The sequence below is a fragment of the Maridesulfovibrio ferrireducens genome (assembly GCF_016342405.1).
Lineage (GTDB): Bacteria > Desulfobacterota > Desulfovibrionia > Desulfovibrionales > Desulfovibrionaceae > Maridesulfovibrio > Maridesulfovibrio ferrireducens_A.
Map to the genome: position 1 here is coordinate 178,022 of NZ_JAEINN010000003.1, position 25,745 is coordinate 203,766.

A 25,745-nucleotide genomic window follows, 5' to 3' on the forward strand; every position below is an offset into this window, starting at 1 on the left:
ATTTAATCACATGATTAGAATCTGTCAGAGATCTTTTCTATGCCGAAATATTGATTGAAATTTAATTATACTTGCAAAGCACGCTTCATTGCGACCGTACCGGTACGGGCAACTTCCTTAATACCGAATCTGGATAGCAGATTAATCAAGGCATCGATTTTACCGTGATCTCCGGTAACCTCAAGAGTCAGCTCGTCCACGCTGACATCAACAACTTTACATCTGAATATATCTACTATTCGAAGAATTTCAGCCCGTTTAGCGTCTTCAGCATTAACCTTAAGCAGAACCATTTCTCTCTCAACAGATTTAAGCTCTGTGAGATCGACAACTTTAATAACCGTAACAAGCTTTCTCAGCTGTTTAACGATTTGTTCAATGATCTGCTCATCACCTACAGTGGTTATGGTCATCAGCGAAACTCCTTCTTCCAGAGTCGGGGCAACGTTAAGGGATTCAATATTAAATCCGCGTCCGCTGAACAATCCTACAACTCTGGAAAGAACGCCGGGCTCATTTTCAACCATGACGGACAGAGTATGTCTCATTATTCTATCCTCCTAAACGAGCAACATGTCGGCTAATGAAGCTCCGGCAGGAACCATAGGATAAACATTCTCCTCTGGATCAACCCGAACATCGATAATACAAACCTTAGGGAGAGCAAACGCCTCCGTAAGCACAGGCACGACATCTTTCTCTTCGGTTACTCTGAACCCGACAGCTCCGTAGGCTTCAGCTAGTTTTACAAAATCCGGCTGAGCATCCATACAGGTTTCACAGTAATTACGATTGTAAAAAAGTTCCTGCCACTGACGAACCATGCCAAGATAACCATTGTTTAAAATAACAATCTTGACCGGAAGGTCATTGCAGACAGCAGTCATCAATTCCTGAATATTCATCTGAATAGAACCGTCTCCGGCAATATTCACAACAAGCCGGTCAGGAAACGCCATTTGCGCGCCGATGGCAGCAGGAAGCCCATACCCCATCGTTCCTAAACCCCCCGAAGACAGAAAAGATTTTGACTTTTTAAACTTATAAAATTGTGCGGCCCACATCTGATTCTGACCGACCTCAGTAGCGACAATAGCGTCACCGTTGCTGATTTCATAAACCTTTTCAACAACATACTGAGGTTTAATGAACGACCCACCTTTATTATACCGCAAAGGATGAGTTTCAGACCATTGCTGAACCTGACGAACCCAGACAGCATGAGAATCTTCGGAATAAGTCTGGTCGAGAATAGGCTCAATTACTGATTTAAGTGAAGACAATGCACTTTTGCAGTCAGCAACAAGAGGCACATGAACAGCAACATTTTTTTGAATTGAAGTAGGATCAATATCTATATGAACGAGTGTGGCTTTAGGGGCAAAAGTATCAACCTTTCCAGTCACACGGTCATCGAACCTCGCTCCGATTGCCAGAACGAGGTCCGAATTATTAATTGCCATGTTTGCGGCATAGGTGCCATGCATTCCCAGCATCCCAAGCCATAAGGGATCATCTCCGGGAAAGGCGCCAAGCCCCATGAGAGTGGCTGTCACCGGAATATTCAGACTCTTGGCGAGCCATGTCAATTCATCCTCAGCTCCGGAACTGATAACCCCGCCGCCAGCGTAAATAACCGGTCTTTCGGCCTTTTCAATAAGCTTGGCAACTTTTTTAATCTGACCGATATGAGGTGTCAGATTCGGATTATAGCTTCGCAATGACACATCTTCAGGCCAGACAAATTCAGCCTTAGCCTGCATAATATCTTTAGGAAGATCGACCAATACAGGCCCGGGTCGTCCTGAGCGTGCGAGATAAAACGCCTGCCTTACAGTGAAGGCTAACTCGTTAATATCTTTGACCAAGTAGTTATGTTTTGTACAGGGCCGGGTAATTCCGACAATATCAACCTCTTGAAAGGCATCATTTCCGATTAAAGGAGTCGGAACCTGTCCTGTAAAAATTACTACCGGAATTGAATCCATGTATGCAGTTGCAATACCGGTAACAGCATTTGTTGCTCCGGGACCGGATGTAACCAAGCATACGCCTGCTTCACCTGTTGCCCGGGCATAACCATCAGCCGCATGGACCGCACCCTGCTCGTGTCTGACCAGTATATGCTTAAAAGGATAATTCGGGAGTTGATCATATATATCGATTATCGCGCCGCCGGGATAGCCGAAAACAACTTCAACTCCCTCTTTTTTCAGACATTCAAGAAATATCTGAGCTCCGGTGAGCTCCATGGCTCTCTCCCTATTATTTGTATTTTTCTATTAACAAATGCAATTTCGTTTTTCCGGCCAATTTCTTTTTCTTCAGTTCTTTCAATTCAAGGACTTCTGTCTCGTTTAGAAGACCTTTCTTTTCAAATCTATCAATAATCTTTTTTAGATCTTTATGCTGATCCCATAGCCCTTTAATTTCCGCATCCTGACCAACTAGAGTTTTAATCAGATCGACGTCTTTAGCTTCCATTTGAAACTCCTTTGCAGAGGTTTGCATATTCAAGCGTCAGTGGAAAATATTCCATCCTAACGCAGTACAACTTTTTAATCTTCTCTCTCAATTTATTTGGCTTTTTTGAAAAATTTAAGCTTGGCTTCAATGGCTTCAACTTTTTCAAGTTCAGGATTACTGATCTCAAGTGTCTTTAAATGGGACTCAAGAACAGCTTTGAGCTCAACTTCAAACCTAGTTCTTTGGCGTTTGAGTTCGTTAATATCTTCATGAATTTGAGCCAAACGGTTGTGTGCCTGCTGCAAAATAACTTCAGCCCTTGAATGGGCCTCATTAATTATGAGCTCAGCTTCCTTTCTGGCAGTTGCTTTGAGGTCATCAATCATTCTTTGAGTTGTCATCAAAGTATCACGAAGTGTTTCTTCGCGCTGACGAAACTCTCGAATAGAGGAATCGCGGCGTTCAATCTTCTTCATAAGCTGCTTCTTGTCATCGGCGGTTGCACCGAGAACTTCAGCAAGCTCAATCATAAGCTGATCCACTTCACTTTTAGAATACCCGAAAAGAGATTTTGAAAACTTTTTATTAAGTAAATCAATCTTCGAAAGGGTCATCCACTACCTCCAGAGGCTACATTCCATATGCAAGTCTTGTAAGGTTGCCCACCAAGGCAATATCAAGCATCTGAATAATCAGAATAACAACTATCGGAGACAGGTCGAAACCACCGATATTAACGAATGGAATATACTGCCTGACCTTTGCAAAAACAGGCTCGGTTGCTTTACGCAGAAAACGAACAACGGGATTGTAAGGATCAGGGTTTACCCAGGTAATAAGAGCGGAAATAATAACCACCCACATATAAAGATTGAGGACAATCTGAAGAACTTTAGCTACGGCAAGAATCACATAATCCATTTAACATACTCCTGACAGGCATAGAATTGAAAAAGCAGTATACGCTTCCATTCTTGTTTACAAATTGTCACAGCAAGCCCTAAGAATCAACACTTTTTAGGGCATATTAACAAAATGAACTTATTATTAAAAATCCAAGACTAAAACCATGACTTATTCAGACTTGCGCCAAACATTATTTTTGGCTTTTTCAAACAAACTACGAAGAACCCAATAATCTGAAATATGTAACGAAGCACTAAGCAACGGACTGCAATAAGCCCAGAACTCAACACCTGCGCGGGAAGCGCATGCTTCATCTATCCATGTATCTCCAATATAGACGACGTCTTCCGGCTTCATAGACCACTTATCCAGAATATAATGAACACCTTCAGGATGGGGCTTTGAATTAGGTAAAAGCGTAGACGTAACAGTTGGAGAAAAGAAACCTTCTATATCTAAATTTTCCAAAACAGTAGGCAGAGAATCAGTTCTATTCGTATTAATGGCCATACGGATATTATTATCTCTAAGCCACACTAGGACTTCGCGGAGTCCCTCTTCTATTTGAATATAGGACAGCGCTTCACTAAGCTCAGGCAACTTTCTGAGTTCAAGAGCTTCTTCGTAATTTTTTTCAGGAAGAACATGTGCCAGGGACTCAAAAACAGTATGCGCATGCGCAAACTTTTCTTCTTCCTTACTCATAGGCGGAAGATTAAATCTATTTTTGAACCAATTGTAATACCACCTGTTTGCTTCAAATGAACTGATCAAAACTCCGTCACAATCAAAAATAATTCCCTTAACTTCTTTAAGAGCTTCAGGCGGAGTTATATCGCTTAAATGTATTCCTTCCATTAATAAAACCTCATTTATTCTGTTTCGGGGACGGCCAGAGCGATAAGAAACTCCCGGTCCAACCACGGCTTTTCTTCAGGTACACTTGAAAGCCCTAAAAGCTTCCATGCCTTATCTCTTACTACAGTTGCCTTCTCAGGCAAAACGCCTTCTTTTTCATAAAAATCCAGTTCCAGATCACGCCAGAATGAAACTGCATCAATATCACTTGTGACTAATGCAGAATTTTCAGGCAAAAGAACAGCAAACCCTTCAAGAACTTTCTGCCATGGCAGAATAACTCTTGAACCAGCTTGAACCGGAGCATTGGAAAACAGTCCCCCAAGGGCTCTAGCCTGCTGATCTGCTGCATCTTCATCATCAAGCCCGAGACTTGTACCGAAACCGGACCACTTATCATTCAATTTATGCTCAATTTCTGCAAGCTCAAGATGCTTCTCTTCGTAAGCGTATACCAAAGCCAATACTACCTGATTTTGAACGCGATCAGTCTCAGACTTTTTTTCAGCAGGAGTGTCACGAATAAGAGCATTCAGCTCATTTTCAATTGCAGAAGTTCTTTCACCGAATTGATCTTTCTGGTTTGAAGTAGGCATGGACAACATTTTAAACATTTTGCCAAGACTTTCACCATAACTAACGAAATCTGCTATCATACGGCGACACACATCAGGTTCCACAGGCAGGTTTTCAGGCCTGAAAACAAGAACATCTTCTGTCTGTGCTCTGTCAACTCCTGGATCAAAAAGCAACGCACCTTCAACCTTTTCAGTTATCAACTCTTCGTGCAACTGCGGGAAGTATATCAACATGGCAATTCTCCATCGGTTAAAGATGTCACTTTAAAATTTAGAACAACCGCACATAATTTAAAATCATTCTGCGAATAAAATCTAATCCTCAGTAGGCATAAATTTATCGCAAATACCTTCACAGCGAGGAAACTCCAATAAACATATATCTTCGTAACCATCGGAACACAAAGGATATGTGTCCTCTCCCTGCAAGGCGTTTTTATGGCATCCGCCCGTAGAAGCCCGATGCTCTGCAATCCGGAGATCCCATAACTCGGAAACAACCTCTGCGCTAAGCTTGAAAGTTTCAGCCTGCCTGAGTAATTTATCATACTCATCCTCAAGGCCAACTAAAATTTTACACCGCAATTCCGCATTGTACCCGGGATTTAATAATTCATCGTAAAGACATCTGCCTTTTTTATAAAAACGACACATATGTCCCGGCATTTTGGAAATAGTTGCCAAAAAAAATCTCCTGAACAGTGATTAGATTTACAGTTTAAAACAACAAACAAACTTCACTGAAGACCTATTTACGCATTTAAAATTTGTAAAGACCAAAAAGATAGTTTTTACAAGCGTTTTTAAGAGGAAAAGTCATTCTTGACCTTAATGCCCGGCCCGTGTAAAAGTTCCCTACCGTCTAGCATTGGAGGAAAAAATGTTTGGATTAGGAATAACAGAAATTCTTTTGATTTTGGGTATTATTATCCTGATATTCGGTGCCAAAAAACTTCCTGAAGTGGGAAGTGGGCTAGGCCGTGCAATTCAAAATTTCAAAAGGGCCAGTAGTGAGTCTGATGAAATTGACGTAACTCCCTCAAAAGACAAAGACAAGGATAAGGAAGCTTAACAGTTTTCTTTGACTTGCCTGTAAAAACCCCGGTTTACTTAATGTGAGCCGGGGTTTTTACATTCTTGCTTTTTAGCAAAAAACATAGCGAATCCCTGTTTTATGTAAACAACTCCAGAAACAAACGTAAACAAAGCAGTTGCCCATTCAAGGACGAACTCTACCTCAAAGAAATCAAGAGCAAAAGAAAGTCTGCTTAAAACAGAGAATATAAGTAGCAATTGCAAAGCAGTGGTTAACTTGCTGATTATCAAAGGATTAATTTTCTTCTGAACATCTACTCCGTAGGATTTCAAAAAGAATAAGCCTCCGACAATTATTGTATCCCTTAAAATCACAAGTAATGCCAGCCAGCTTGGAATTAGCCCTTGAATGGCGAGACACAGGAAAGATGTAATAATAAGGAATTTATCAGCAAGCGGGTCGAGCATCGCCCCTAGCGACGTGCGCTGATTGAGAATTCGCGCTAGAAAACCATCAAGAGCATCTGAAAATCCTGCCACCAGAAAAAGAATCCATGCCCAAAAGAAGTTGTGATCAAGATATACGAACACAAATCCCAGAGTTAACAGAATCCTGAAAATGGTTATCAGGTTAGGAATATTCCAGTTTTTTTGCCTCGTCACTCTTTATCCTATTTTATTTATCTCCGCTAAGCCCGTCAATATTGAATGATAAACCTCGTGAAGGCAAATAATCATTAAGATAGCTTTTTAAAACCCACTGATCAGAGACTTCTAGAGACCAGCTTGCGGAAACAGCAGTCGGTTTCATTTCTACATCAAGCAGTTGAACTTCCTGTACAGCTGAATCCCAAGATTTCAACAACCTATCGAACTCTCTGACTCCATCAGGATTGAACCAGCCATTCACAACTAGAACGGCCTTCGGATTCATCATGCTTTCAACATTTTCAGAATCAAAAAATTTAGCCCACAAATTCTGCCAAACTCTTTCGACTGTATGGCCGGAGGCTTTCCAGTTGCCGTGAGCAGAAGTGAGTTCACCCGCCCACCTATTCTTTCCGACTTTAGTAATACTTAATTCAGGAGCAGATAAGTCAGTTGAAGCAGTTTTTTGCACTCCATAAAGAACCATCAGATTCTGCACTTCCGTATCAAGGTCCAACTGCTGTGTTTCATTCAGTTTGGTTTTACCGCTTGAAACTGAAATATCTGCTTTAACGCTTATCTCTGCATTTGAAAAAAGCCCCATCTTCTTCAGAACAGCACGTAATGCGCTTCGATTGACATTAACATCAATACGGACAGCAACGCCATCCTCTTGAAATTTAACATCCATATCGCGGTAACCAGTTATAAATTCCTCATAATGATTACCAAACATATCTTTTAAAGCATTACTGCGCTCAGCAGACAACGTTGAAGGCATCATACGCACGGATTCAGCAAAAAGAGCCTGTGCGAAAGCCTGCGAAACAGCTTCACTTCGTAAATCTTTACTTGAAACGTTCTCTTCGGTTGGCTTAAAAATCTGAACTTTGACAGCAAAAGCAGGCACAGAGGCGGCTGTTGCGATCATCAACACACAAAAGACAAAAAAACTTTTTTTAATATATTCTGTAAAGATCAAGTGATTACTCCGATCTATAAATTACTGCTGCAAGGCAGGAGATGCGCCTTCATCAACTATTGTTTCTTCCTGCAATCTAGAATCCTTTACAGGAGAATCATTTTTTACAGGAACCAAACCAATACCAACGGTTCCGTTATCATTCGAAATCTGTACAGATTCTTCGCCTGCCGGAGCATCCATCATTATAACTACTGCGCAATTATCAATAACAGATTTTCTTTTGAGTGCCGCCCTGAATTTAGCAGATTCTTCAAGTGTCAAAATCAGATTCCCACGCACGGTTCCATGAGAACTTACAGGTTTAACAACAAGAGGATAATTACCAACCCGCTCTCTGAAATTTCCTATAGAAGAACCCACTACATAGGAAACCAAACCGTTTTTAATAACAGACTCTCTGCTTACGATGAAAGGTCCGTACACGCCCACGCCTTTACCGTCATAAATAACAGGCAGCAATATTGGAGTCAAAGTAAGTCCCCGGGCATCTATGACAACTCCACTGTATGAAGCTTCAACGCCGTTTTCATCTGTAAATAATGGAGCCTGAACAACAGCCTCGCCCCTGCCCTCAGACAGCATCGGCGCAATTCCTGAAAGAAACGGTAATGTTGGCGGGATAATGATCGAAGCAAGTTCTCCCATAATATTCATAGAAGCCGTAACTTTAACTTTTCCGTCAAGTGTATCTTCGGTGCGTAAAAGTGAATTCTGAACAAGCCCCCGAAGCATCGTCGCGGTTTTTATATCATCACTAAATACTTGTTCTACAGTCTCCCGGCTGCTTAAAGACAACCCGAGAATTGAGTCCAGTAAATTTTTACGGGCCTTAATCCCGCTTTGCCTAACGGCAAGAGCTTTTGTCCGCATAGGATCAATAGTGTCCTGCATTGGAAGAATTTCAGCAGAAGCAGAAATTAACCCGCTGCCCCAATTGATCTTGCTATCTGGAGTATCAACAACATACCCAAGGTCGTTACCGAATCCTCCGGCATAAATCGCTGACGGAGCGGCAAGCAAAAAAACAAAAGCTAAAAATGAATATAATCTCATATTTTTTCCAATTTTTATATTAAGGATTACCGTTTAATCTGTATCAAAAGGGCTTATCCTTCCACATCACTTTTCGCAAGCCACGCTGCGGCAAACTCCACGATTTTACTTGGCTCATCAGGTGAAAACCAATGGATATCTTTTTCCCGGTTAAACCAGGTCAACTGTCGTTTTGCGTAAGCTCTTGTATTTTTTGCCCAAAGAAGCTTGGCTTCATCTATATCAATATCACCCTTGATAAACGCCAGCAGCTCACTGCACCCTATTCCGGTCCACCCCGGAGCACTCTCATCAGGACAAATATCCCATGCCCGGCGAGCTTCATCAATTGCCCCGGCTGCAATCATCTGATCAATCCGGCGATTAAGTAAAGGAGTTAAATCATCAAGATTTACCTTTATACCAATCTTAAGAAAGCGATAAGATGACGGTGGAACTTCTCTATTATGCCACCACGTAAAATTTTTACCGGTTCCTTCATAGACTTCTATGGCGCGGGAATTACGCTGTTTATTATTAGGATGCGTACGTTTGGCATATTCAGGGTCAACTTTCTGAAGTTCCTCAAATAGAGCGGCCGAACCTTCTTCTTCGGCTCTTTTTCGAACTCTGGCACGAATTTCGTCCGGAATATCCGGAATAGGAGCAAGCCCCGAAGTAAGAGCTTTTAAATAAAGACCTGTACCACCCACAAGTATCGGCAGTTCATCAACTGAATGCTCTATTTTTTCATGAGCAAGTTCTATAAAATCCGCGACAGTAATAATTCCGGTAGTCGGCATAAATCCATAAAGTTCATGTGGACAAACCGCCCTTTCTTCCGGACTGGGCTGAGCTGTAATAATTGGAAAATCTTTATAAACCTGACGAGAATCAAAGTTAAGGATACGAGCAGGAAAACGTTTCGCCATTCCCAACGAAGTTGCAGTCTTTCCTGCGCCTGTAGGGCCTAATATGCAAACAACCGGTTTACGCTTATCCATAACTTATTTACCGGCCGGAGCAAGCCTTTCCAAAACTTCTTCATAAATCTGTTTTGGAATCAATCCTTTAATATCTCCGCCATTTACAGCTACATCTTTTATAATAGTAGAGCTGAGATACATCCACTTATAGTCAGTCATAAGAAAGACAGTCTGGATATCATTATCAAGACGGCGATTCATCAGAGCCATCTGGAATTCGTACTCAAAATCAGAAACAGCCCGCAGTCCACGCATAATAACATTTGCCGGACTTCTCTGCACATAATGCACCAGCAAACCGTCAAATGGTTCTACGTGAACCCGTGGCTCTCCTCCAAAAATTCTGGTTGCCATATCGACCCGCTCATCCAATGAAAAGCGGCAATTTTTTGAGGTACTCCCTGCAACAGCCACAATAACTTTATGAAAGGTTTTAAGTCCCCGAGTCACAAGACTGAAATGTCCGCGAGTAAACGGATCAAATGTTCCGGGAAAAACTGCAGTAAGTTGTTTTACTTCCGCCATAACAATATCCTCGTCTGACCGTAGAGCTTGTCTGAAAGCAGAGTAAGCTCATCAATTAATGCTGAATGCGGCGGCTCAGCTTGAGCCTCAACCTCTGCAAGAACAAATCCTCCGTCAGCCAGCCACCCTTTTTTCAAGGCAGAATCAAGAGCTTTAGGCAAAAGGTCATAACCGTAAGGAGGATCAATAAAAATTAAATCAAATGTTTTATCAGGCGGCCTTGAAAGCACTTTAAATAAATCAGCCGCTAAAACTTTATATTCTGCTGCGGACACGCCTAGTTCTTTTAAGTTTGTCTTAATAAGAGCCGCAGCGCGTCCGTTTTTCTCAATAAAAAGAGAAAATTCCGCCCCGCGGCTGAGAGCTTCTATAGCCAGACTTCCGCTTCCGGCAAACATATCCGCAACGCGCAAACCGTCCCATTCAATGCCTCGCGATTCCAGCATTGAAAAAACAGCCTGCCGAACTTTTGATGTAGCCGGACGATATCCGGGTCCGCTGGCAGTTTTTATAACTCTACCGCCATATTTACCACTGGTTAATCTCATTACCCTATAATTCCGATATCAGTTCAATGACCTGACGGTTAATTTCAAGAAGTTTATCTCTAAGCTCAGTCTGCCCAATAAAAGGCTGAGACTTAACCTTGTCCAGTCTGGTTCTGAACTCTCCAAACAATTTTTCAGAATCCTGTAAGAGAAATTCCCAATCAATCTCCTGAAGAGCCTTACCCTTAAGAATGGGCTGCATTTCACCACGGGGAGCAAGCATCAATTCTTCACGGTAGTCCGCAATATGTACTTCATAACCCAATTCCTGAGTAATTCTACCCGAAAGAACCTTCTGACTTTTTATTTCACCGTGAGTCAGAATTATTTTCATGGATGGACTATCAAAATGTTTAAGCCAATCAATCATTTCATCCTGACCGGCATGCCCGGAAAAACCATTAATAGTGAAAATTTTAGCTTCAACTTTAAGTTTTTCACCAAAAATGGTAATATCATCTGCACCGTTTACGATCCTGCGGCCGGGAGTTCCAACCCCTTGATATCCGACAAAAACAATACTGGCACCCTTTTTCCATATATTATGTCTGAGGTGATGCTTGATACGTCCGGCATTTGCCATACCGCTTGCAGAAATAACAACAGCAGGGCCGGAAGTATTATTGATAGCTTGAGATGCTTCAGTATCAAGTGTGAATTTTAAGTTAGGCAAAGAGAGAGGATTATCTCCGTTATGAAGAAGTTCTTTTGTATCAAGATCAAAATACTCAGGATGATTTCTAAAAATTTCAGTAGCCCGGATAGCAAGAGGACTATCAAGGTAAACCGGCATATCTTCGGGAAGCTTGCCAGCTTTATATAGTAGAAAAAGTGAATAAATTAGCTGCTGTGAACGCTCTACGGCAAAAGAAGGTATAACAACTTTTTCACCGTTGGAATAACTCCAGGCAATTGCCTCAGCAAGTTCATCTAAACTGTTCGTGGAGTCCTTGTGATTACGATCACCATAAGTGGATTCCATCAAAAGATAATCAGCTTTTTCAATAATGGATGGATTCCGAACAATCAACTGATCCTTATGTCCAATATCTCCGGAGAAAACAACTTTTGTAGTATCATCACCTTCTTTAACCCAAATCTCAATAAAAGCAGAGCCCAGAATATGCCCTGCATCTTTAAAGTTGACTGTAATTCCAGAGGCTGGTTCAAAAGAAGAACCATATTGAATAGTTCTCATTAGTGGATTTGTCGCTACAGCATCAGTTTGGTCATAAAGAGGATTTACCGGAGCAATACCCTTACGAAGTCTCTTTCTGTTTTCCCATTCAGCTTCCATTTCCTGAATATGAGCACTGTCGAGCAGCATGATATCAAGAAGATCACGAGTGGGCTGAGTCATATAAATCGGCCCATCAAAACCTGCTCTGACTGCCGCAGGCAATAATCCGGTATGATCAATATGAGCATGTGTAATCAATATAAAATCTAGATCCTTAGCTCTATAGTCACTTATTGCACGGTTACGTTTTTCTATTTCAGCATTACCCTGATGCAACCCGCAATCAACTGCAAATCTGACACTTTCAGTCTCAACAATATAGCAAGAACCGGTAACTGTTCTTGCTGCGCCCATAAAAGTAATTTTCATCAATCCTCCAGTATGAACCAACCGTTAAGTTTCAACTTTTCTTACTATCATTATCATTCTTTTTTTGGTAATTCGGATGCACTGTTACATGCACCAATATTGGATTTCAGGCAATAGTTAGCAACTCTCCACCTATATTTAATAACATCGCTACGAGGGCACCATGCACAAATCAAAACAATACGTTATCGACGATCTCTCCATGCAGGAATCTTGGAGACTTTTTAAAATAATGGCTGAACTGGTTGATGGATTTGAAACCATGAGCGAAATAGGTCCTGCGGTTTCAATCTTCGGTTCAGCCCGCGTGGCGAACGACCACCCTTTATATGCACAAACTGAACAGCTATCCAAACTTCTCTGCGAAGCCGGATATTCAGTTATCACAGGCGGCGGCCCCGGACTGATGGAAGCAGGAAACAAAGGCTGCTTTGAATCCGGCGGAGAGTCAGTAGGCTTGCATATTCATCTGCCTTTTGAACAGCATTCAAACCCATACCTATCTATAAAAAGCGACTATAATTACTTTTTCATCCGTAAAGTTATGTTTATCAAATATGCAATGGCCTACATCGCCATGCCCGGCGGTTATGGAACCCTTGACGAACTAAGCGAAGCTCTGGTCCTTATCCAGACAAAACGGATCAAACCTTTCCCGATCATCCTTATCGGAACTGAATTCTGGGGAGGACTCATAGACTGGTTTAAAACAAGATTAGTAGCTGACGGCTTCTGCAGCGAAGAAAATCTTGATCTTTTTCAGGTAACAGATTCACCGGAAGAAGCTGTTGCTTATATCAAAAAACATGTAATAATCTAGCTGAGTGATCTGCAAGGAATGCGTATCCATTGGAAAGCAAAGATCAGAAAAAAGCATATATTTACGGACTTGCCGCAGTACTGATCTGGTCTACGGTTGCATCCGCTTTTAAAATTGCTCTTTCATACATGGACCCGTTGCAACTGCTTTTCTACGCAGTTGTATTTTCCACATTGACCTTGCTGATTCTGCTGATAGTACAAGGAAAAATCGGGCAGGTCGCACAGATGAGTATGCCAAACATACTTAAATGTGCTCTGCCCGGAATATTAAATCCGTTCCTTTATTATATTGTCCTCTTCAAAGCTTATGATCTGCTTCCCGCTCAGGAGGCACAACCCCTCAACTACACTTGGGCTATTACCTTATCTCTGCTTTCTATCCCTTTACTTGGTCAAAAACTTAATGCCCGTGAATTTATCGCCATCTTCACAAGCTATCTGGGTGTTGTCGTCATCTCTACGCACGGCAACCTGCTGGACATTCAGTTCAGTAATGGATTCGGTGTATTTCTGGCTCTTTTCAGCACCATCATCTGGGCTTTATACTGGATTTACAACACTAAGAGTAAAACCGATCCTCTAATTGAGCTTTTCCTAAATTTTTGCCTCGGATTACCGCTTGTAACAATTGCGATGCTGATATTTTCCGGGCCACCGCCATTTGAGCTGCCTGCCGTACTTTCTGCCGCCTATGTTGGACTCTTTGAAATGGGCATAACTTTCGCGCTATGGCTGAAAGCTCTCAAGCTTACTGAAAAAACAGCTAAAATCAGCAACTTAATATTCCTCTCCCCTTTTCTATCTTTAATACTTATTCATTTTATTTTGGGCGAAGAAATTTTGCCTTCCACTCTGGTGGGACTTCTTTTTATAGTTGGCGGAAATATTATTCAACAAACCGGGAAAAAATAATTAAAAAGCTCTAAACGCACGAAAGACCGGGATGGAGGAATCCCGGTCTTACGTGCTTAAGGAGTGATGATAAGGAATGAAGACTGTATATTATCGAGCTTGAGGCAAACAACTTGGGGGATGCAGGCTGCCTCGCTCAGGTTACTAAGCATATAGCATCAAGCGTGCCAAACAATATAATCAACTAATTAAGTATGTTATAAAGAAGCCCAATTATGTGCACACATGATTTGCACACAAAGTTTGCACTTATGTGCAAAAGACGTCAAAAGAGACTGCACAACCGTTCAGTTTTTTATCCTCTCAAAAAAATACTTTTGTGACAAAAGAGTTAAAATCGTTATCTTCCCTGTACTTTTTACAACTTATGCATTATATAATAGGTATAAATTAAATTAATTTGTTTGAACGGTTAATCAAGATCATAAAGACAATTACAAAAAACTAATAACTAATTATTAGGAGAAAAATGCATAAAATACTTTCAAACGTTTACTTACATCCGGAAATAATAGAACAAATCGAAACTGCCTGTGGAAGACTTGATGTTAACAAAAGCTTGTTTCTTAATGTTCTTCTCAAAGAATTATTTGAAAAAGCACAGCCTGAAGACTTATTCTATAACCGTGTAAAGGTTACCGACTTAGATAATAAAATTGATAGAGTGTTAAAGAAAGCTGATAGAATCACTCAGTAGACAATCATTTATTAAAAGCAAGAATTCTTCGCTTACTTTAATGCAGCAGTTCTCTGCTGCTTTTTTTTATTCTTTTTTTGACCTAACATTACCCTCTAAATATATGGCCATCTGCTTCGCAAGCTTGTCGAAGTAAAAAAAATCGTACGCCTGCAAATAATAAACAATTGCATTCAGGCTGATTCAATATAAAAAAGCCGGAAGATTAAAATCTTCCGGCTCAAAAAAAACATCTCATATTTCATTATACATTCTGGCTACTCTTCACCTAGTTAACATCAAGACTTTCTTTGCCTTTTTTATTCAAAACAACCCCGACAACATTACGTCCTTCTAAAAGAGTCATGGACTTTTGAATCTGCTCACGAGAGTTTTTTCCCGCCTCGACCACAAAAATAATCCCGTCAACATAACTAGATAAGACAAGAGCATCCTGAGCATTCAGTAAGTCCGGACAATCTAAAATAATATACCGGTCAGGATAACGTTCCTTCATTTCTACAATCAGTTCCTGAAGTCTGGAGGCACCAAGAACCTCAGCAGGATCACTGAGAGGCTCACCTGCTGGAAGAAATGACAATTTATTAACCCCCGGCTTAATCAAAAGATCAGGAATTGAAACATCATGTAAAAGATAGTCTGTCAGCCCATGTTCTACTTCTATTCCTAAATATTTATGAATAGAAGGATTTCTCATATCTATATCAACCAAAAGTGCAAACTGATCAATTTTACGAGCTATACTGATTGCTAAATTGATTGAAGTAATCGTTTTCCCTTCTCCGGGCATAGCGCTGGTCACCATCAGCACGTTATGTCCTTTTTCCTTCGTTCTTTGTAAAATCTGAGTTCGTAGAAGATTATAATTATTTGTAAACAGAGGACTGCTGTTTCTAGTTAAAATTCTATTTTTAGCAAGATTAAGCTCATCAAGAACTAGGTCATCTTTAAAAAATGAAGAAGGAGGAACTGAACAAGGTGAATCATCCTTTTCGGAGCCTCCGGCAGCAACGCAACCCGACCCGGCTATATTCGAATCTGTTTCCGGTTCAAGAGGTTCTATATGAGAATCACCTTTTATAATCCAACTCTGCTCTTCTTCAATTCTTATATTCCGCTTGGCTTTCTCAACAGCCTTGAGCAACTTGCTCATGGTGACTCCGTATTTCAATTAAAAATTCGAGACTATTTTACGAACAAATTCTATTGCAATGACATCCAGCGGCTTATACAAAAAATGAATCATCACAATTCCAAACATAACAAATACAATAATAACAAGTAATGATAATAACTTACGGTGTTCAACGTCTTTTACCTCGGCTGATGTTTCCCAATATGGAACACTCGCAAGAATGGGGATATTAATAATTTTCGATAAATGTTCAGGACGTCGAATAGAACGATCCAGAACTTCAAGAACAATTACAACTACGCCCCCCACTCCAAGCGAAACAACAAAAGCCAACAGAATATTAACTGCGGATTTGTACACCGGAGTACAAAAAACAGCTAAAAGAACTGCCATCAAAAAAACAATCACAACCGATGCAATAAAATGATTTTTTCTGCGCCGGAATACTTCTATATAATATGCAATATCTGAACGTTGTTGCATTCTACCCATGACCCTTTAATTTATCTCAGTCGGAAACCAACCACATATACTAATCTGTTCCTAAAATTCACCTACATTAAACAGAGTTAACACTCCAGCGACTTCTTTTAAGAAATAGCTCAAACATTTCTTAAACAAAATGTAACCTAACGGTAACAACCTAATCCATTATAGATGTAATGTCCGTTCATCCACTGCGATGAATTAAATTAATTATATATAATGGAGCTTATGTTGCCATGCTACAACTTATCAAAAAAAGAGCTAACGCATTTAACTTTCCATCCGACCGAAATAACGATTTTTTTGAAGGTCCGGGAATTGGAAGTTTAATCCAGAATGTCGGCAGACTTAATATTTTATATTTCGCAATTCAAGACCTTCCGACTTTGACTGAAATGTACGGCAACGAATGGTCCGAAAATCTTGAAGCTCAAATCCGTACAGGAATTGAAAGTGAAGGGTATGAACATTTACAGCATAATGAGTTCCACATTTTTTCCTTCAATACCGGAGAATTTTTCTTACTTGATCCCACAGAATGTAAAGCAGGCTTATCTCTTGAAGAATTAGCCTATCAATTCAAAGTCAACATAGAAAACCTAGTAAAGAGCGACCAGATCAGCCGGACAGGTAATACAATTACCATAAACAGCGGTCATTCATCCTTTCATGCTTCCCAGACCAATAATAAATTATGGTCAGGATTTCTCTCAGCAATTGGTAAAGCAAGGCTTGAAGCGCAAAACAATGCTGACATTTCCAACATGGAACTGAGTAAAGAATTTTGTGATATCATTGCTCAAAGCAAAGTAAACAGCCACTACCAACCAATCGTAAATCTGGCTGCCAAAAAAATACACGGCTGGGAGGCCCTTGCAAGAGGACCGCAAAACTCACCCTTCCGATCTCCTCTGACCTTATTTGATATGGCCGAAAAGCTCGGTAAACTTTTCCAGCTGGAAAAAATATGCCGTGAAGCCGCAATCAGCTCCTTCGGTGAAATTAATCTCCATCAAAAATTATTCCTCAACATTCACCCCCGCACAATTGTTGATCCTAATTTTTCATCAGGTGAAACAAAAATTTTACTTGATAGATGGGGTCTTAGACCGGAAAATATAGTCTTTGAAATAACAGAACGCCACAGCGTAAAAGATTTCATAACATTCCGTAAGACTTTGGATCACTACAGAAATCAAGGATATATGGTCGCGATTGATGACGCGGGGACGGGTTATTCAGGTCTTTCGTCAATTGCTGAAATTAAGCCGGACTATATCAAACTGGATAAATCCTTTGTCGACAACATCGAAACGAGTCGGGTCAACCGGGCAATAGTAGAAACTTTCACAGATTTCGCTGAAAAAATAGGTGGAAAACTTATCGTAGAAGGAATCGAAACCCAATCCCAAGCCGTAGCAATGATGGACATGGGGGTTCACCTCGGACAAGGTTACTTTTTCGCAAAACCTGCCAAAATAAAACCTGAGTTAAGTTTAGAAGCTCTTAATGTAAAAAAAACACCTGATCTAAAAAATGATCATAATATCTGTGGAATACCCGTAAAAAATCTGGCAACTCCAGTTGATTCAGTTGAAATAGATACCCCTGTTCCTGTCATTCAAGATTTTTTTGAACAAGCACAATCTCTCAGCAGCGTTACAGTTGTCAAAAACGGAGCGCCCTGCGGATTGATTATGGAATACAATCTAAACAAACATCTGTCTGGCAAGTTCGGAGTAGCACTATACACCAACAAACCGATCACTTCAGTTATGGACGATTCTCCACTTTTAGTAGATCTGGAAACCACCGTAGAAATGGTTTCCACACAAGCCATGGCGAGAGAGAGAAACAAAGCCTATGACGATATTATCGTAACAAAAAACGGTAAATTATTCGGCGTTGTATCTGTCCGGAAGCTGTTAGATACTCTTGCACATGCTCAGGTTGAAATGGCGAAAGGGACAAACCCGCTGACAGGTTTACCGGGTAATCTGGGGATTGAACAAGAAATTGAGCGCCGCATGAAAGTTTCTCAACCATATAGCATTATTTATGCGGACCTCGACAACTTCAAAGTCTACAACGATACATACGGGTTTAAAAACGGCGACAAAATCATACTGCTCATCAGTCGAATTATCACATGGGCAACAGCGCGGCACGGCTCTGACACAGATTTTATCGGCCATATCGGCGGTGATGATTTTGTTCAGGTTATCTCACCGGATCAAGCGGAAAGAATATGTCTGGCGATCACCCGATGTTTCAAAAGATTAGTCAAAACCAGTTACAACGCAAAAGATAATACAAACGGCTGGATGGAAGGAAAAGGACGAGACGGAACTACTTCAAAATTTCCTCTGGTTTCAGTTTCACTCGCAATATTGGATTGCACCCCAGAACAGTCTCTTTTCGAAATAGGTGAACAAGCCGCATCTCTCAAGAAATGGGCTAAGTCAATCGAAGGAAACTGCTGGGTGCGCGAAAGACGCCAGCTATAATAAATTCTCGTCAAAGATTTGTTTGATCCGATAACGCAGATTGGTAAATCTTTTACCGGCTGTGATGTTATTTAGACCGATGTGGAAAGCTCTTTTACTGCCTACTAAAACAGCCAGAGTACGTGCTCTGGTTAAGGCAGTATAGAGTAAATTCCGCTGTAGTAATAGATAATGCTGCGAGACTATCGGCATAACAATAGCAGGATATTCACTGCCTTGAGATTTATGCACACTGACTGCGTACGCCAAAGACAATTCATCAAGTTCTGACAACTCATAATGAACGATGTTTCCGTCAAATTCAGCTGTAAGCTCGTTTGCCTCGGCATCAATATACATGACTCGCCCGAGATCACCGTTGAAGACTTCTTTTTCATAATTATTGCGTAACTGTAAAATTCTGTCGCCAACCCTGTATTCTACAAATCCTCTTTTGAGAACTTTACCCTTTGAAGGATTGAGTCTTTCCTGCAACAACGCATTAAGTTTTTGAGTCCCGACATCACCTTTGTGCATAGGCGTAAGCACCTGAATGTCAGTCATCGGATCGAGATCGTATCTTTCCGGGATTCTCTCACAAACAGTTTGCGCTATCATTTCCTGCACTTTGAGCGGAGAATCCTGCGGAATCCAGAAAAAATCTGCTTCAGGAGCATCTGCCGGATGTCCAAGAGGAAACAATCCGTCATTGATTCTATGAGCGTTTACGACGATGTAGCTCTCTTGGGCCTGTCTGAAAATATGATTCAGAACCGCGCTCGGAACTTCTCCGCTTTGCAACAAATCGGAAAGAACGTTACCCGGACCGACTGACGGAAGCTGGTTCACGTCACCAACAAAAATTACTCTGCAAGTTAACGGAACGGCCCTCAACACGGAAAGACATAACTGCGAATCCAGCATTGAAGCTTCATCGACAACGAGAACATCAGCCTTGAGCTTTTGATCTTCATTGTAATAAAAACCGCCATTATCCGGGGTATATTGCAACATTCTATGAATAGTAGATGCGGATCTTCCTGTCGCTTCAGAAAGCCTTTTTGCGGCTCGTCCGGTTGGTGCTGCAAGTTTAACTTTAAGTCCGAGTTCACTGAGAGTCAGAACAACAGCGCGGGTAATTGTAGTTTTACCTGTTCCCGGTCCGCCTGTGATAATGAAAAATTTATTTACGCACGCGTCAAAGACTGCCTGCCTTTGTTCGTCTGAAAGATTGAATCCAAGTTCCTTTTCAACTTCAGGCAAAGTTTTCTCAACCTTTTCTTTACTTACAGGGGATGGATGACTGACCAGTCCGTGCAACCTTTTACAAATTTCACTTTCAAATCTGTAAAAGTGCATCAAGAAAATTGCCTGATCGATATTCTGCTCAGGAAGGCTTTCCACCCTGATTCTTTTCCTCTCCTCAAGCGCACTTATTCCGTCAGAAATCAAAGAAAGATCAACCCCGCCGAGCATTTTGGAAACATCTTCAACCAACTTCTCACGAGGACTGAACATATGCCCGCCCCGCTCGCTCACAGAAAAAAGTGAATAAACAATAGCGGCTTCTATTCTTTGAGGAGAATCCGGGGCAAACCCAAGCTTAAGGGCCATGGTATCTGCTGTTTTAAAACCGATGCCGCGAATATCGTAAGCCAGCTCATAAGGATTATCACTGATTCTTTTAACAGACTGTGCGCCGTAAAGATTAAATATACGCGTGGCATAGGTGGGCGGAACTTCATGAGTATGCAGAAAAATAATCAAATTTTTAATTTCGCGCTGTGATTGCCACGATTCAACAATACCTTCCAGCTTCTTCTTGGATATACCCTTAATCTTCAAAAGCTTGTCAGGCTCTTCGTCTAGAACATCAAGAACTTCTACACCGAACTTAGCAACCATCTCTGTTGCAATGGCTTCCCCGATCCCTTTGATGGATGAAGACTTAAGAAATCTAATAACTCCAGCCTCAGTAGCCGGACGAATGCGTTCATGAAAGTCAGCTTCAAACTGGCGGCCAAATTTAGGATGCTGCTTCCAGCGTCCCTGAAATTCTGCGGATTCACCGGGAGTAAGTTGTCCTAAACAGCCGACAACAGTAATCTGTGAAGGCTCATCTTTTGAAGAAATGCGCGCAACAATATAACCGTTCTCTTCATTATGATAGACAACTGTTCGAACTTCACCAATCAAAATGTCCGACATCAGATTTCCTTATCAAGAGTATTCATATCAAGATTATTCATATTAATTTATGCTGATCACCGGGATTATTATCAGGGTGAATAGTATTGAAACTATTAGTTTAGTAGCTTGGAAAAAAATTTAAATAAAAATCTATAACTTCTGGCGATATTCAAGAGACTGACGGAGAGTCTCTTTATCCGTGTGTTTAACCTCAGACCCGATTGGAATACCCTGAGCAAGGCGACTCAGTGCGATATGAGGGAAACGATTCTGTACCATATTTTTTATATATGACGCAGTTCCTTCAGCTTCCACAGTGGCCCCCAGAGCGAGAATCAACTCTTTAACTTCACCTTTTGCAAGACGTGCTTCAAGCTTATTAAATTCGAGATTCTGCGGAGTAATTCCATCAAGAGGCGAAAGAAGACCGCCGAGCACTAAATAATACCCTCTGTAAAGCCCCATTTCTTCTATAGCCAGTAATGAATCCCATTCGGAAACCAGACAAAGCTTATCGCTCTCTCTGCCGGGATCAGAACAAATACGGCAGGGACAAGTTTCGGTAATGCTTGCACAATGCTCGCAAACGCAGAGTTTTTCGCGCAGATCGATTATGCTCTGCCCTATTCCTGCAACTTTTTCCCGCGGCATTTTGAGCATAGTCAAGGCAATTCGCAAAGCAGATTTAGGACCAAGCCCCGGAAGTTTAGCCAACTCCTGAGCCACAGCCCGCAAAGGGGCCGGCAAATTATCCACATAAACCTCTATGATTAAAACCGTGCCCTTCTAAAAAAGAAAGACACGGTTGTTTTATACTCGACTAAAAAAAGCGCTGGACTACATCATGCCGGGGATATTCATTCCGCCAGTAATCTTAGCCATTTCAGAATCCATCATTGCTTTTGCTTTTTTGTTAGCATCATTTACTGCAGACAAAACGAGATCCTGAATCATTTCAACATCACCGGATTCTACAACAGCAGGATCAATAGTAATGGATAATACTTCAGAAGAACCGTTGACTTTAACTGTTACCATTCCGCCACCGGCAGAACTTTCAACTTCGCGTTCTTTAAGTTCTTCCTGAAGCTGAGTCATTTTACGCTGCATAACCTGAGCCTGACGAACTAAATCATTCATACCTTTCATTATATTCTCCTTAATCTAAACATCTCTACGAGGGTCCACAGAAATAATTGATGCGCCAAATGCATCTACCACACGTACAACAACAGGATGAACTTCAACTTCAGCACGAAGTTGCTGTCTGCTTTTACGCACACCCTTGCTGTTTACTACAATTTCAACTTCCATATCCGAACCGAAATATTCCGCTGCCAGCCTGTTAATGACCACCTTGCACTCACGTGATCCGACCTGACTATGATGAAATGGATTCGCACAGGTAAGCACAAGCTTATTGCCATTTATCAGACCTTTACAATTGGCAAGACCTGTAACGGAACCATTTGCACCGCTTTCGCTCACGTACTTTAGAAATCCTTCAAAGTCACGCGGCCCGTTCACAGCAGGAGAGGCAGTAATTTCAATCTCACCGTGAGCCGGATTTTCAGATTCTGTCTCAATATGAGAATCAGATATTACGTCTGAATTAACTTCAAATTCCGGTTCATGAAATTTATTAACATCAGGTTGATGAACATCGTCAGGAAGAGAGGAATCTTCTGATCCCATTTCACTTGAAGCTCCATGCCCTGCGGGACTGCCGGACTCACTGCGCCCCATAGGTCTGCTGGACGCAGGAACGGGATTCCCCTGTACTGTGCCTCTACCCTGCGTACCATTTTGCTGATGAGGTGGAGGACCGCCCTGCAATGTTCCCTGAGACTGTCTGGGCTGAGCAGCTTGCACCGGTTGCTGCGGCGCGTTCTGCCAAGGAGGAACTTCGCCGGCAGGCTGAACTGTTTTGGGGGCCGGAGGAGCTGCCATCTTACTGGATGCGGAACCGGCAGCAGCCAGAGCGCCCGCTCTTTCAACCGAAATAAGATCAGACAGGCTCGCCATATTAAGCAATAAAAGTTCAAGCGCCATTGCAGGCTCGAGACTGGTCATAACTTTACGCTGACCGTCCACAGTCATCTGCCAGCAGGCATGGACAAAAGAGCGGTCAAAGGTTGTTGCCCAATGCATAAATTCCTTAGCTTCCTCAGACGAAAGATCGAGAAGCGGAACAGCTCTTTCACCGGACTGCCCGAGCAGAAACATATTACGCCAGCAAGAACCCAGTTCGCGAATAAAAAATCCTAAATCCAGCCCGCGGTCAAGCACCTGCTTAACAACTTCACCGACTGAAACAAGATCACGGGAATGAATAGCCTGCATCAGCGAGAAAAAGACATCCCGTCCAGCAAGTCCGAGTATTGATCGAACATCAGACTCAAGCAGTTTCTCACTGCCGAGAGCAAGAACCTGTCCGAGCAGAGACATGGAGTCACGAACACTGCCTGCCCCTCTTTTGGCAATAAGATCAACCGCACCGCTTTCAAATTCGATTTTTTCTTTCTGCAAAATTTTCGAAAGATGCGCAGTAAGTTCCGAGCTTGTAAGCATTTTAAATACATAATGCTGACAGCGGCTTATAATAGTTGCAGGAAACTTATGAGTTTCCGTTGTCGCCATAATAAAGGTCGCATGTCCTGGAGGTTCTTCCAAAGTTTTAAGCAACGCATTGAATGCCTGAGTAGTAAGCATATGTGCTTCATCTATTATGAAAACTTTATAACGAAACTCGATTGGAGCATAACCGATATCTTCTTTAAGACGGCGGGCATCATCGACTTTACCATGAGAAGCGGCATCTATCTCAATAACATCAACACCGATGCCCGCTGTAATCTGGCGGCAGTTCTCACAGACGTTGCAAGGCTCTGCTGTTGGTGCATTGACGCAATTAAGCGCCTTGGCAAAAATTCGGGCAATAGTAGTCTTGCCGACCCCGCGCGTTCCACTTAAAAGATAAGCAGGGGCAATTTTATCCTGTGCCGCGGCACGGGAAAGAATAGTTTTGACGGCGTTCTGCCCCGCAACCTCCGCAAAGGTTTGAGGGCGATATTTTGCTGTCAGATTAGATGTACTCATTATGCAGGCAAGTCCGTATGTGGTCCCTATAGATTATCAGATGTCCGGGACTCGGGACCGACAGTCCCGGACATCTAATATATACTAAATTTCGTAGTAATTAAGCCAGTCAGCGTACTTTTCGTTTCCGCCTTTAACGACATTGAAATATTCTTTTTGAAGCAACTTAGCCACTTCACCGCATTTGCCTTCGCCGATAATTCTATTATCAACTTCGCGGATAGGAGTTACTTCAGCAGCCGTACCGCAGAAGAAAGCCTCATCAGCAATATATAATTCATCACGGGTGAATAGCTGTTCCACAACCTCATAGCCAAGATCGCGAGCGACCTGCATCAGACTTGCGCGGGTTATGCCCGGAAGCACAGAAGTAAGGGGAGTTGTTTTAATGATATTATCTTTGACTATAAAAATATTTTCACCGGTAGCTTCAGAAACATAGCCCTGAGTATCAAGCATAAGAGCTTCATCATACCCATCGGTAACAGCTTCGACTTTGGCAAGAATAGAATTAACATAATTACCGCAGGCTTTAGCTTTGGTCATCATTACATTAACATGGTGCCGGTTAAACGAAGAAGTTTTTACCCTGATACCCTTTTCAAGAGCGTCATCACCAAGATAAGCTCCCCAAGGCCAAGTCGCAATGGCAACTCTGATGGGATTTGAACCGGGATGCACTCCCATGACTCCGTCTCCGATAAACACCAGAGGGCGGATATATCCTTCCTTGAGACCGTTAACTTTCAAAGTCTCAAGAATAGCATCTGTAATTTCTTCAATAGTAAAAGGAATCTTAATCCCGATAATTTTAGCGGAATCAAAAAGTCTTACAACATGGGCTTTAAGCCTGAAGACAGCGGATTTTCCATCAACGCAAACATAGGAACGAATGCCTTCAAAAACGCCTGCACCGTAATGCAAAGTATGAGTCAGCACATGGACCTGAGCATCATCCCAGTTGACCAGTTCGCCATCAAACCAAATTTTCTCAGCTTTCTGTACCATGTGTCCCCCTTTTTTTACTTCATGACAGTTCCCGGCAGTAGACTTAAATCCCCTGAAGCAATAATAATCACTTTTGGAATACCGGAAAGAGTGAAGCTAAAAAAAAGAGGGTCCAAGGTCAAGGAGGATCAATCAAATCCCCGCCGGAAAAACTAAAAACAAAGTTTAAAGACTGAGTATTGAATTTTCCCCATCTCCATAAGGAGTAGTTTCAAATCCATCAGCTTCTGAATCATTAAACCAGATACTCTCGCCGGCCAGATAGCGGAATTTATAATCGTGCCCTACTTCCAAATCAACTGTCACAGCATAATTGCCGCTCTTAAGCCTCTTCATGGGCATTGAGCTTATATCCCAGTCGTTAAAATCGCCCACCAGATAAATGGACTCACCATTTTCAATCTGAGCCTTAGGAACTTCGAATCGAACCTTGCAGACAGGTTTACTTTTCAAAAACTTCTTTGAAATTGCCACCGAGACCTCCTTGGACTTACTTTGATGCCAGATAATAATACCATAAAATTATTTTTTTAAAATAAATTTATTTATAATGTAATTAATCCTGATTTTTTTTCTATGTCAACACTCTCACTAAAAAATACATTTAAATATCACTTTTTACTCCTAAACTCCCTCTTGTTTCACAATCAAAAGTTCAACCAAATAACAGTTTTACCAATTTATCTTCGCAAATTATCGCTTTTAACGAAAATATACCTCCATAAATTTAGAAA

28 protein-coding genes are annotated in these 25,745 nt (G+C 41.6%); 5 read left to right on the forward strand and 23 right to left on the reverse strand.

Going from position 1 to position 25,745, the window contains the following annotated elements; translation table 11 throughout:
• Positions 1-65: 65 nt before the first annotated feature.
• From ilvN to JEY82_RS04670, 8 genes are all read right to left on the reverse strand, one after another.
• Positions 66-548 carry an acetolactate synthase small subunit gene (ilvN, locus tag JEY82_RS04635; protein WP_092161028.1) on the reverse strand — a complete coding sequence of 161 codons (483 nt, stop codon included), beginning with the start codon at positions 546-548 and terminating at the stop codon, positions 66-68.
• Positions 549-560: 12 nt separating this feature from the next.
• Entirely contained in the window at positions 561-2,252 is a 1,692-nt protein-coding gene (ilvB, locus tag JEY82_RS04640) for a biosynthetic-type acetolactate synthase large subunit (RefSeq protein ID WP_304083098.1), read from the reverse strand.
• A 13-nt stretch (positions 2,253-2,265) separates the two neighbouring features.
• Positions 2,266-2,484, reverse strand: a complete 219-nt coding sequence (locus JEY82_RS04645) for a DUF465 domain-containing protein (RefSeq protein ID WP_304083101.1) — start codon at positions 2,482-2,484, stop codon at positions 2,266-2,268.
• Between the two features lie 92 nt (positions 2,485-2,576).
• The gene (locus JEY82_RS04650) at positions 2,577-3,080 is read right to left on the reverse strand and encodes a DivIVA domain-containing protein (protein WP_092161024.1); all 504 of its coding nucleotides are present in this window, start codon (positions 3,078-3,080) and stop codon (positions 2,577-2,579) included.
• Positions 3,081-3,096: 16 nt separating this feature from the next.
• Positions 3,097-3,387: a YggT family protein gene (locus JEY82_RS04655; protein ID WP_092161023.1), complete on the reverse strand. Its 291-nt coding sequence runs from the start codon at positions 3,385-3,387 to the stop codon at positions 3,097-3,099.
• 153 nt (positions 3,388-3,540) lie between these two features.
• On the reverse strand, positions 3,541-4,230 hold the full coding sequence (locus tag JEY82_RS04660) for an HAD family hydrolase (protein WP_304083104.1): 690 nt from the start codon (positions 4,228-4,230) through the stop codon (positions 3,541-3,543).
• Between the two features lie 14 nt (positions 4,231-4,244).
• Positions 4,245-5,042, reverse strand: a complete 798-nt coding sequence (locus JEY82_RS04665) for a hypothetical protein (protein WP_304083107.1) — start codon at positions 5,040-5,042, stop codon at positions 4,245-4,247.
• Positions 5,043-5,123: 81 nt separating this feature from the next.
• Entirely contained in the window at positions 5,124-5,492 is a 369-nt protein-coding gene (locus JEY82_RS04670; protein WP_304083110.1) for a hypothetical protein, read from the reverse strand.
• Positions 5,493-5,688: 196 nt separating this feature from the next.
• On the opposite strand from JEY82_RS04670, the gene JEY82_RS04675 reads away from it, so the two are divergent.
• Positions 5,689-5,880: a twin-arginine translocase TatA/TatE family subunit gene (locus JEY82_RS04675; protein ID WP_092161020.1), complete on the forward strand. Its 192-nt coding sequence runs from the start codon at positions 5,689-5,691 to the stop codon at positions 5,878-5,880.
• A gap of 38 nt (positions 5,881-5,918) precedes the next feature.
• Here JEY82_RS04675 and JEY82_RS04680 read toward each other — a convergent pair whose 3' ends face one another.
• Genes JEY82_RS04680 through JEY82_RS04710 form a run of 7 tightly spaced genes read right to left on the reverse strand, consistent with a single transcriptional unit; the run spans position 5,919 to position 12,176 of the window.
• Positions 5,919-6,506, reverse strand: a complete 588-nt coding sequence (locus JEY82_RS04680) for a CDP-alcohol phosphatidyltransferase family protein (protein ID WP_304083111.1) — start codon at positions 6,504-6,506, stop codon at positions 5,919-5,921.
• Positions 6,507-6,519: 13 nt separating this feature from the next.
• The gene (locus JEY82_RS04685; protein WP_304083114.1) at positions 6,520-7,473 is read right to left on the reverse strand and encodes a hypothetical protein; all 954 of its coding nucleotides are present in this window, start codon (positions 7,471-7,473) and stop codon (positions 6,520-6,522) included.
• A 21-nt stretch (positions 7,474-7,494) separates the two neighbouring features.
• Positions 7,495-8,529: a hypothetical protein gene (locus tag JEY82_RS04690; protein ID WP_304083116.1), complete on the reverse strand. Its 1,035-nt coding sequence runs from the start codon at positions 8,527-8,529 to the stop codon at positions 7,495-7,497.
• A gap of 53 nt (positions 8,530-8,582) precedes the next feature.
• Positions 8,583-9,512, reverse strand: a complete 930-nt coding sequence (gene miaA / locus JEY82_RS04695) for a tRNA (adenosine(37)-N6)-dimethylallyltransferase MiaA (RefSeq protein WP_304083118.1) — start codon at positions 9,510-9,512, stop codon at positions 8,583-8,585.
• Positions 9,513-9,515: 3 nt separating this feature from the next.
• Positions 9,516-10,019, reverse strand: a complete 504-nt coding sequence (gene coaD, locus JEY82_RS04700) for a pantetheine-phosphate adenylyltransferase (protein ID WP_092161015.1) — start codon at positions 10,017-10,019, stop codon at positions 9,516-9,518.
• The gene (gene rsmD / locus JEY82_RS04705; protein ID WP_304083120.1) at positions 10,007-10,567 is read right to left on the reverse strand and encodes a 16S rRNA (guanine(966)-N(2))-methyltransferase RsmD; all 561 of its coding nucleotides are present in this window, start codon (positions 10,565-10,567) and stop codon (positions 10,007-10,009) included. The genes coaD and rsmD overlap by 13 nt, the downstream gene beginning before the upstream one ends.
• Before the next feature lie 4 nt (positions 10,568-10,571).
• A complete protein-coding gene (locus tag JEY82_RS04710) occupies positions 10,572-12,176 on the reverse strand; it encodes an MBL fold metallo-hydrolase RNA specificity domain-containing protein (RefSeq protein WP_304083122.1) in 1,605 nt (534 codons plus the stop codon).
• Between the two features lie 163 nt (positions 12,177-12,339).
• On the opposite strand from JEY82_RS04710, the gene JEY82_RS04715 reads away from it, so the two are divergent.
• The 3 genes from JEY82_RS04715 (at position 12,340) to JEY82_RS04725 (ending at position 14,607) form a co-directional block, all read left to right on the forward strand.
• The gene (locus JEY82_RS04715) at positions 12,340-12,996 is read left to right on the forward strand and encodes a TIGR00730 family Rossman fold protein (RefSeq protein WP_304083125.1); all 657 of its coding nucleotides are present in this window, start codon (positions 12,340-12,342) and stop codon (positions 12,994-12,996) included.
• Positions 12,997-13,025: 29 nt separating this feature from the next.
• Positions 13,026-13,910, forward strand: coding sequence for a DMT family transporter (locus JEY82_RS04720; RefSeq protein WP_304083128.1), 885 nt, complete (start codon positions 13,026-13,028; stop codon positions 13,908-13,910).
• Positions 13,911-14,379: 469 nt separating this feature from the next.
• The gene (locus JEY82_RS04725) at positions 14,380-14,607 is read left to right on the forward strand and encodes a hypothetical protein (protein WP_304083130.1); all 228 of its coding nucleotides are present in this window, start codon (positions 14,380-14,382) and stop codon (positions 14,605-14,607) included.
• Positions 14,608-14,875: 268 nt separating this feature from the next.
• Here JEY82_RS04725 and JEY82_RS04730 read toward each other — a convergent pair whose 3' ends face one another.
• Together JEY82_RS04730 and JEY82_RS04735 are read right to left on the reverse strand one after the other, a co-directional pair.
• Positions 14,876-15,760, reverse strand: coding sequence for a polysaccharide biosynthesis tyrosine autokinase (locus tag JEY82_RS04730; protein ID WP_304083133.1), 885 nt, complete (start codon positions 15,758-15,760; stop codon positions 14,876-14,878).
• Between the two features lie 18 nt (positions 15,761-15,778).
• Positions 15,779-16,225 carry a hypothetical protein gene (locus JEY82_RS04735; protein WP_304083136.1) on the reverse strand — a complete coding sequence of 149 codons (447 nt, stop codon included), beginning with the start codon at positions 16,223-16,225 and terminating at the stop codon, positions 15,779-15,781.
• 239 nt (positions 16,226-16,464) lie between these two features.
• Between JEY82_RS04735 and JEY82_RS04740 the strand changes: the two genes are divergently transcribed.
• Positions 16,465-18,735 carry a GGDEF domain-containing protein gene (locus JEY82_RS04740; RefSeq protein WP_304083139.1) on the forward strand — a complete coding sequence of 757 codons (2,271 nt, stop codon included), beginning with the start codon at positions 16,465-16,467 and terminating at the stop codon, positions 18,733-18,735.
• Here the strand turns inward: JEY82_RS04740 and JEY82_RS04745 are convergent.
• The 6 genes from JEY82_RS04745 to JEY82_RS04770 form a co-directional block, all read right to left on the reverse strand.
• Positions 18,730-20,922: an ATP-dependent RecD-like DNA helicase gene (locus JEY82_RS04745; RefSeq protein WP_304083142.1), complete on the reverse strand. Its 2,193-nt coding sequence runs from the start codon at positions 20,920-20,922 to the stop codon at positions 18,730-18,732. The genes JEY82_RS04740 and JEY82_RS04745 overlap by 6 nt on opposite strands.
• A gap of 132 nt (positions 20,923-21,054) precedes the next feature.
• Positions 21,055-21,660, reverse strand: a complete 606-nt coding sequence (gene recR, locus JEY82_RS04750; protein ID WP_304083145.1) for a recombination mediator RecR — start codon at positions 21,658-21,660, stop codon at positions 21,055-21,057.
• An 81-nt stretch (positions 21,661-21,741) separates the two neighbouring features.
• A complete protein-coding gene (locus JEY82_RS04755; RefSeq protein WP_304083148.1) occupies positions 21,742-22,053 on the reverse strand; it encodes a YbaB/EbfC family nucleoid-associated protein in 312 nt (103 codons plus the stop codon).
• A gap of 15 nt (positions 22,054-22,068) precedes the next feature.
• A complete protein-coding gene (dnaX, locus tag JEY82_RS04760) occupies positions 22,069-24,003 on the reverse strand; it encodes a DNA polymerase III subunit gamma/tau (RefSeq protein WP_304083150.1) in 1,935 nt (644 codons plus the stop codon).
• Between the two features lie 84 nt (positions 24,004-24,087).
• Positions 24,088-25,011, reverse strand: coding sequence for a branched-chain amino acid transaminase (locus tag JEY82_RS04765; protein WP_304083153.1), 924 nt, complete (start codon positions 25,009-25,011; stop codon positions 24,088-24,090).
• Between the two features lie 165 nt (positions 25,012-25,176).
• Positions 25,177-25,485, reverse strand: a complete 309-nt coding sequence (locus tag JEY82_RS04770; protein WP_304083156.1) for an isoamylase early set domain-containing protein — start codon at positions 25,483-25,485, stop codon at positions 25,177-25,179.
• Positions 25,486-25,745: the final 260 nt, after the last annotated feature.

Coding starts and splice junctions, on each gene's coding strand:
- ilvN (WP_092161028.1), bottom strand. CDS start 548: ATGAGACATACTCTGTCCGTCATGGTTGAAAATGAGCCCGGCGTTCTT.
- ilvB (WP_304083098.1), bottom strand. CDS start 2,252: ATGGAGCTCACCGGAGCTCAGATATTTCTTGAATGTCTGAAAAAAGAG.
- JEY82_RS04645 (WP_304083101.1), bottom strand. CDS start 2,484: ATGGAAGCTAAAGACGTCGATCTGATTAAAACTCTAGTTGGTCAGGAT.
- JEY82_RS04650 (WP_092161024.1), bottom strand. CDS start 3,080: ATGACCCTTTCGAAGATTGATTTACTTAATAAAAAGTTTTCAAAATCT.
- JEY82_RS04655 (WP_092161023.1), bottom strand. CDS start 3,387: ATGGATTATGTGATTCTTGCCGTAGCTAAAGTTCTTCAGATTGTCCTC.
- JEY82_RS04660 (WP_304083104.1), bottom strand. CDS start 4,230: ATGGAAGGAATACATTTAAGCGATATAACTCCGCCTGAAGCTCTTAAA.
- JEY82_RS04665 (WP_304083107.1), bottom strand. CDS start 5,042: ATGTTGATATACTTCCCGCAGTTGCACGAAGAGTTGATAACTGAAAAG.
- JEY82_RS04675 (WP_092161020.1), top strand. CDS start 5,689: ATGTTTGGATTAGGAATAACAGAAATTCTTTTGATTTTGGGTATTATT.
- JEY82_RS04690 (WP_304083116.1), bottom strand. CDS start 8,529: ATGAGATTATATTCATTTTTAGCTTTTGTTTTTTTGCTTGCCGCTCCG.
- miaA (WP_304083118.1), bottom strand. CDS start 9,512: ATGGATAAGCGTAAACCGGTTGTTTGCATATTAGGCCCTACAGGCGCA.
- coaD (WP_092161015.1), bottom strand. CDS start 10,019: ATGGCGGAAGTAAAACAACTTACTGCAGTTTTTCCCGGAACATTTGAT.
- rsmD (WP_304083120.1), bottom strand. CDS start 10,567: ATGAGATTAACCAGTGGTAAATATGGCGGTAGAGTTATAAAAACTGCC.
- JEY82_RS04710 (WP_304083122.1), bottom strand. CDS start 12,176: ATGAAAATTACTTTTATGGGCGCAGCAAGAACAGTTACCGGTTCTTGC.
- JEY82_RS04715 (WP_304083125.1), top strand. CDS start 12,340: ATGCACAAATCAAAACAATACGTTATCGACGATCTCTCCATGCAGGAA.
- JEY82_RS04725 (WP_304083130.1), top strand. CDS start 14,380: ATGCATAAAATACTTTCAAACGTTTACTTACATCCGGAAATAATAGAA.
- JEY82_RS04730 (WP_304083133.1), bottom strand. CDS start 15,760: ATGAGCAAGTTGCTCAAGGCTGTTGAGAAAGCCAAGCGGAATATAAGA.
- JEY82_RS04735 (WP_304083136.1), bottom strand. CDS start 16,225: ATGCAACAACGTTCAGATATTGCATATTATATAGAAGTATTCCGGCGC.
- JEY82_RS04740 (WP_304083139.1), top strand. CDS start 16,465: ATGCTACAACTTATCAAAAAAAGAGCTAACGCATTTAACTTTCCATCC.
- JEY82_RS04745 (WP_304083142.1), bottom strand. CDS start 20,922: ATGTCGGACATTTTGATTGGTGAAGTTCGAACAGTTGTCTATCATAAT.
- JEY82_RS04755 (WP_304083148.1), bottom strand. CDS start 22,053: ATGAAAGGTATGAATGATTTAGTTCGTCAGGCTCAGGTTATGCAGCGT.
- dnaX (WP_304083150.1), bottom strand. CDS start 24,003: ATGAGTACATCTAATCTGACAGCAAAATATCGCCCTCAAACCTTTGCG.
- JEY82_RS04765 (WP_304083153.1), bottom strand. CDS start 25,011: ATGGTACAGAAAGCTGAGAAAATTTGGTTTGATGGCGAACTGGTCAAC.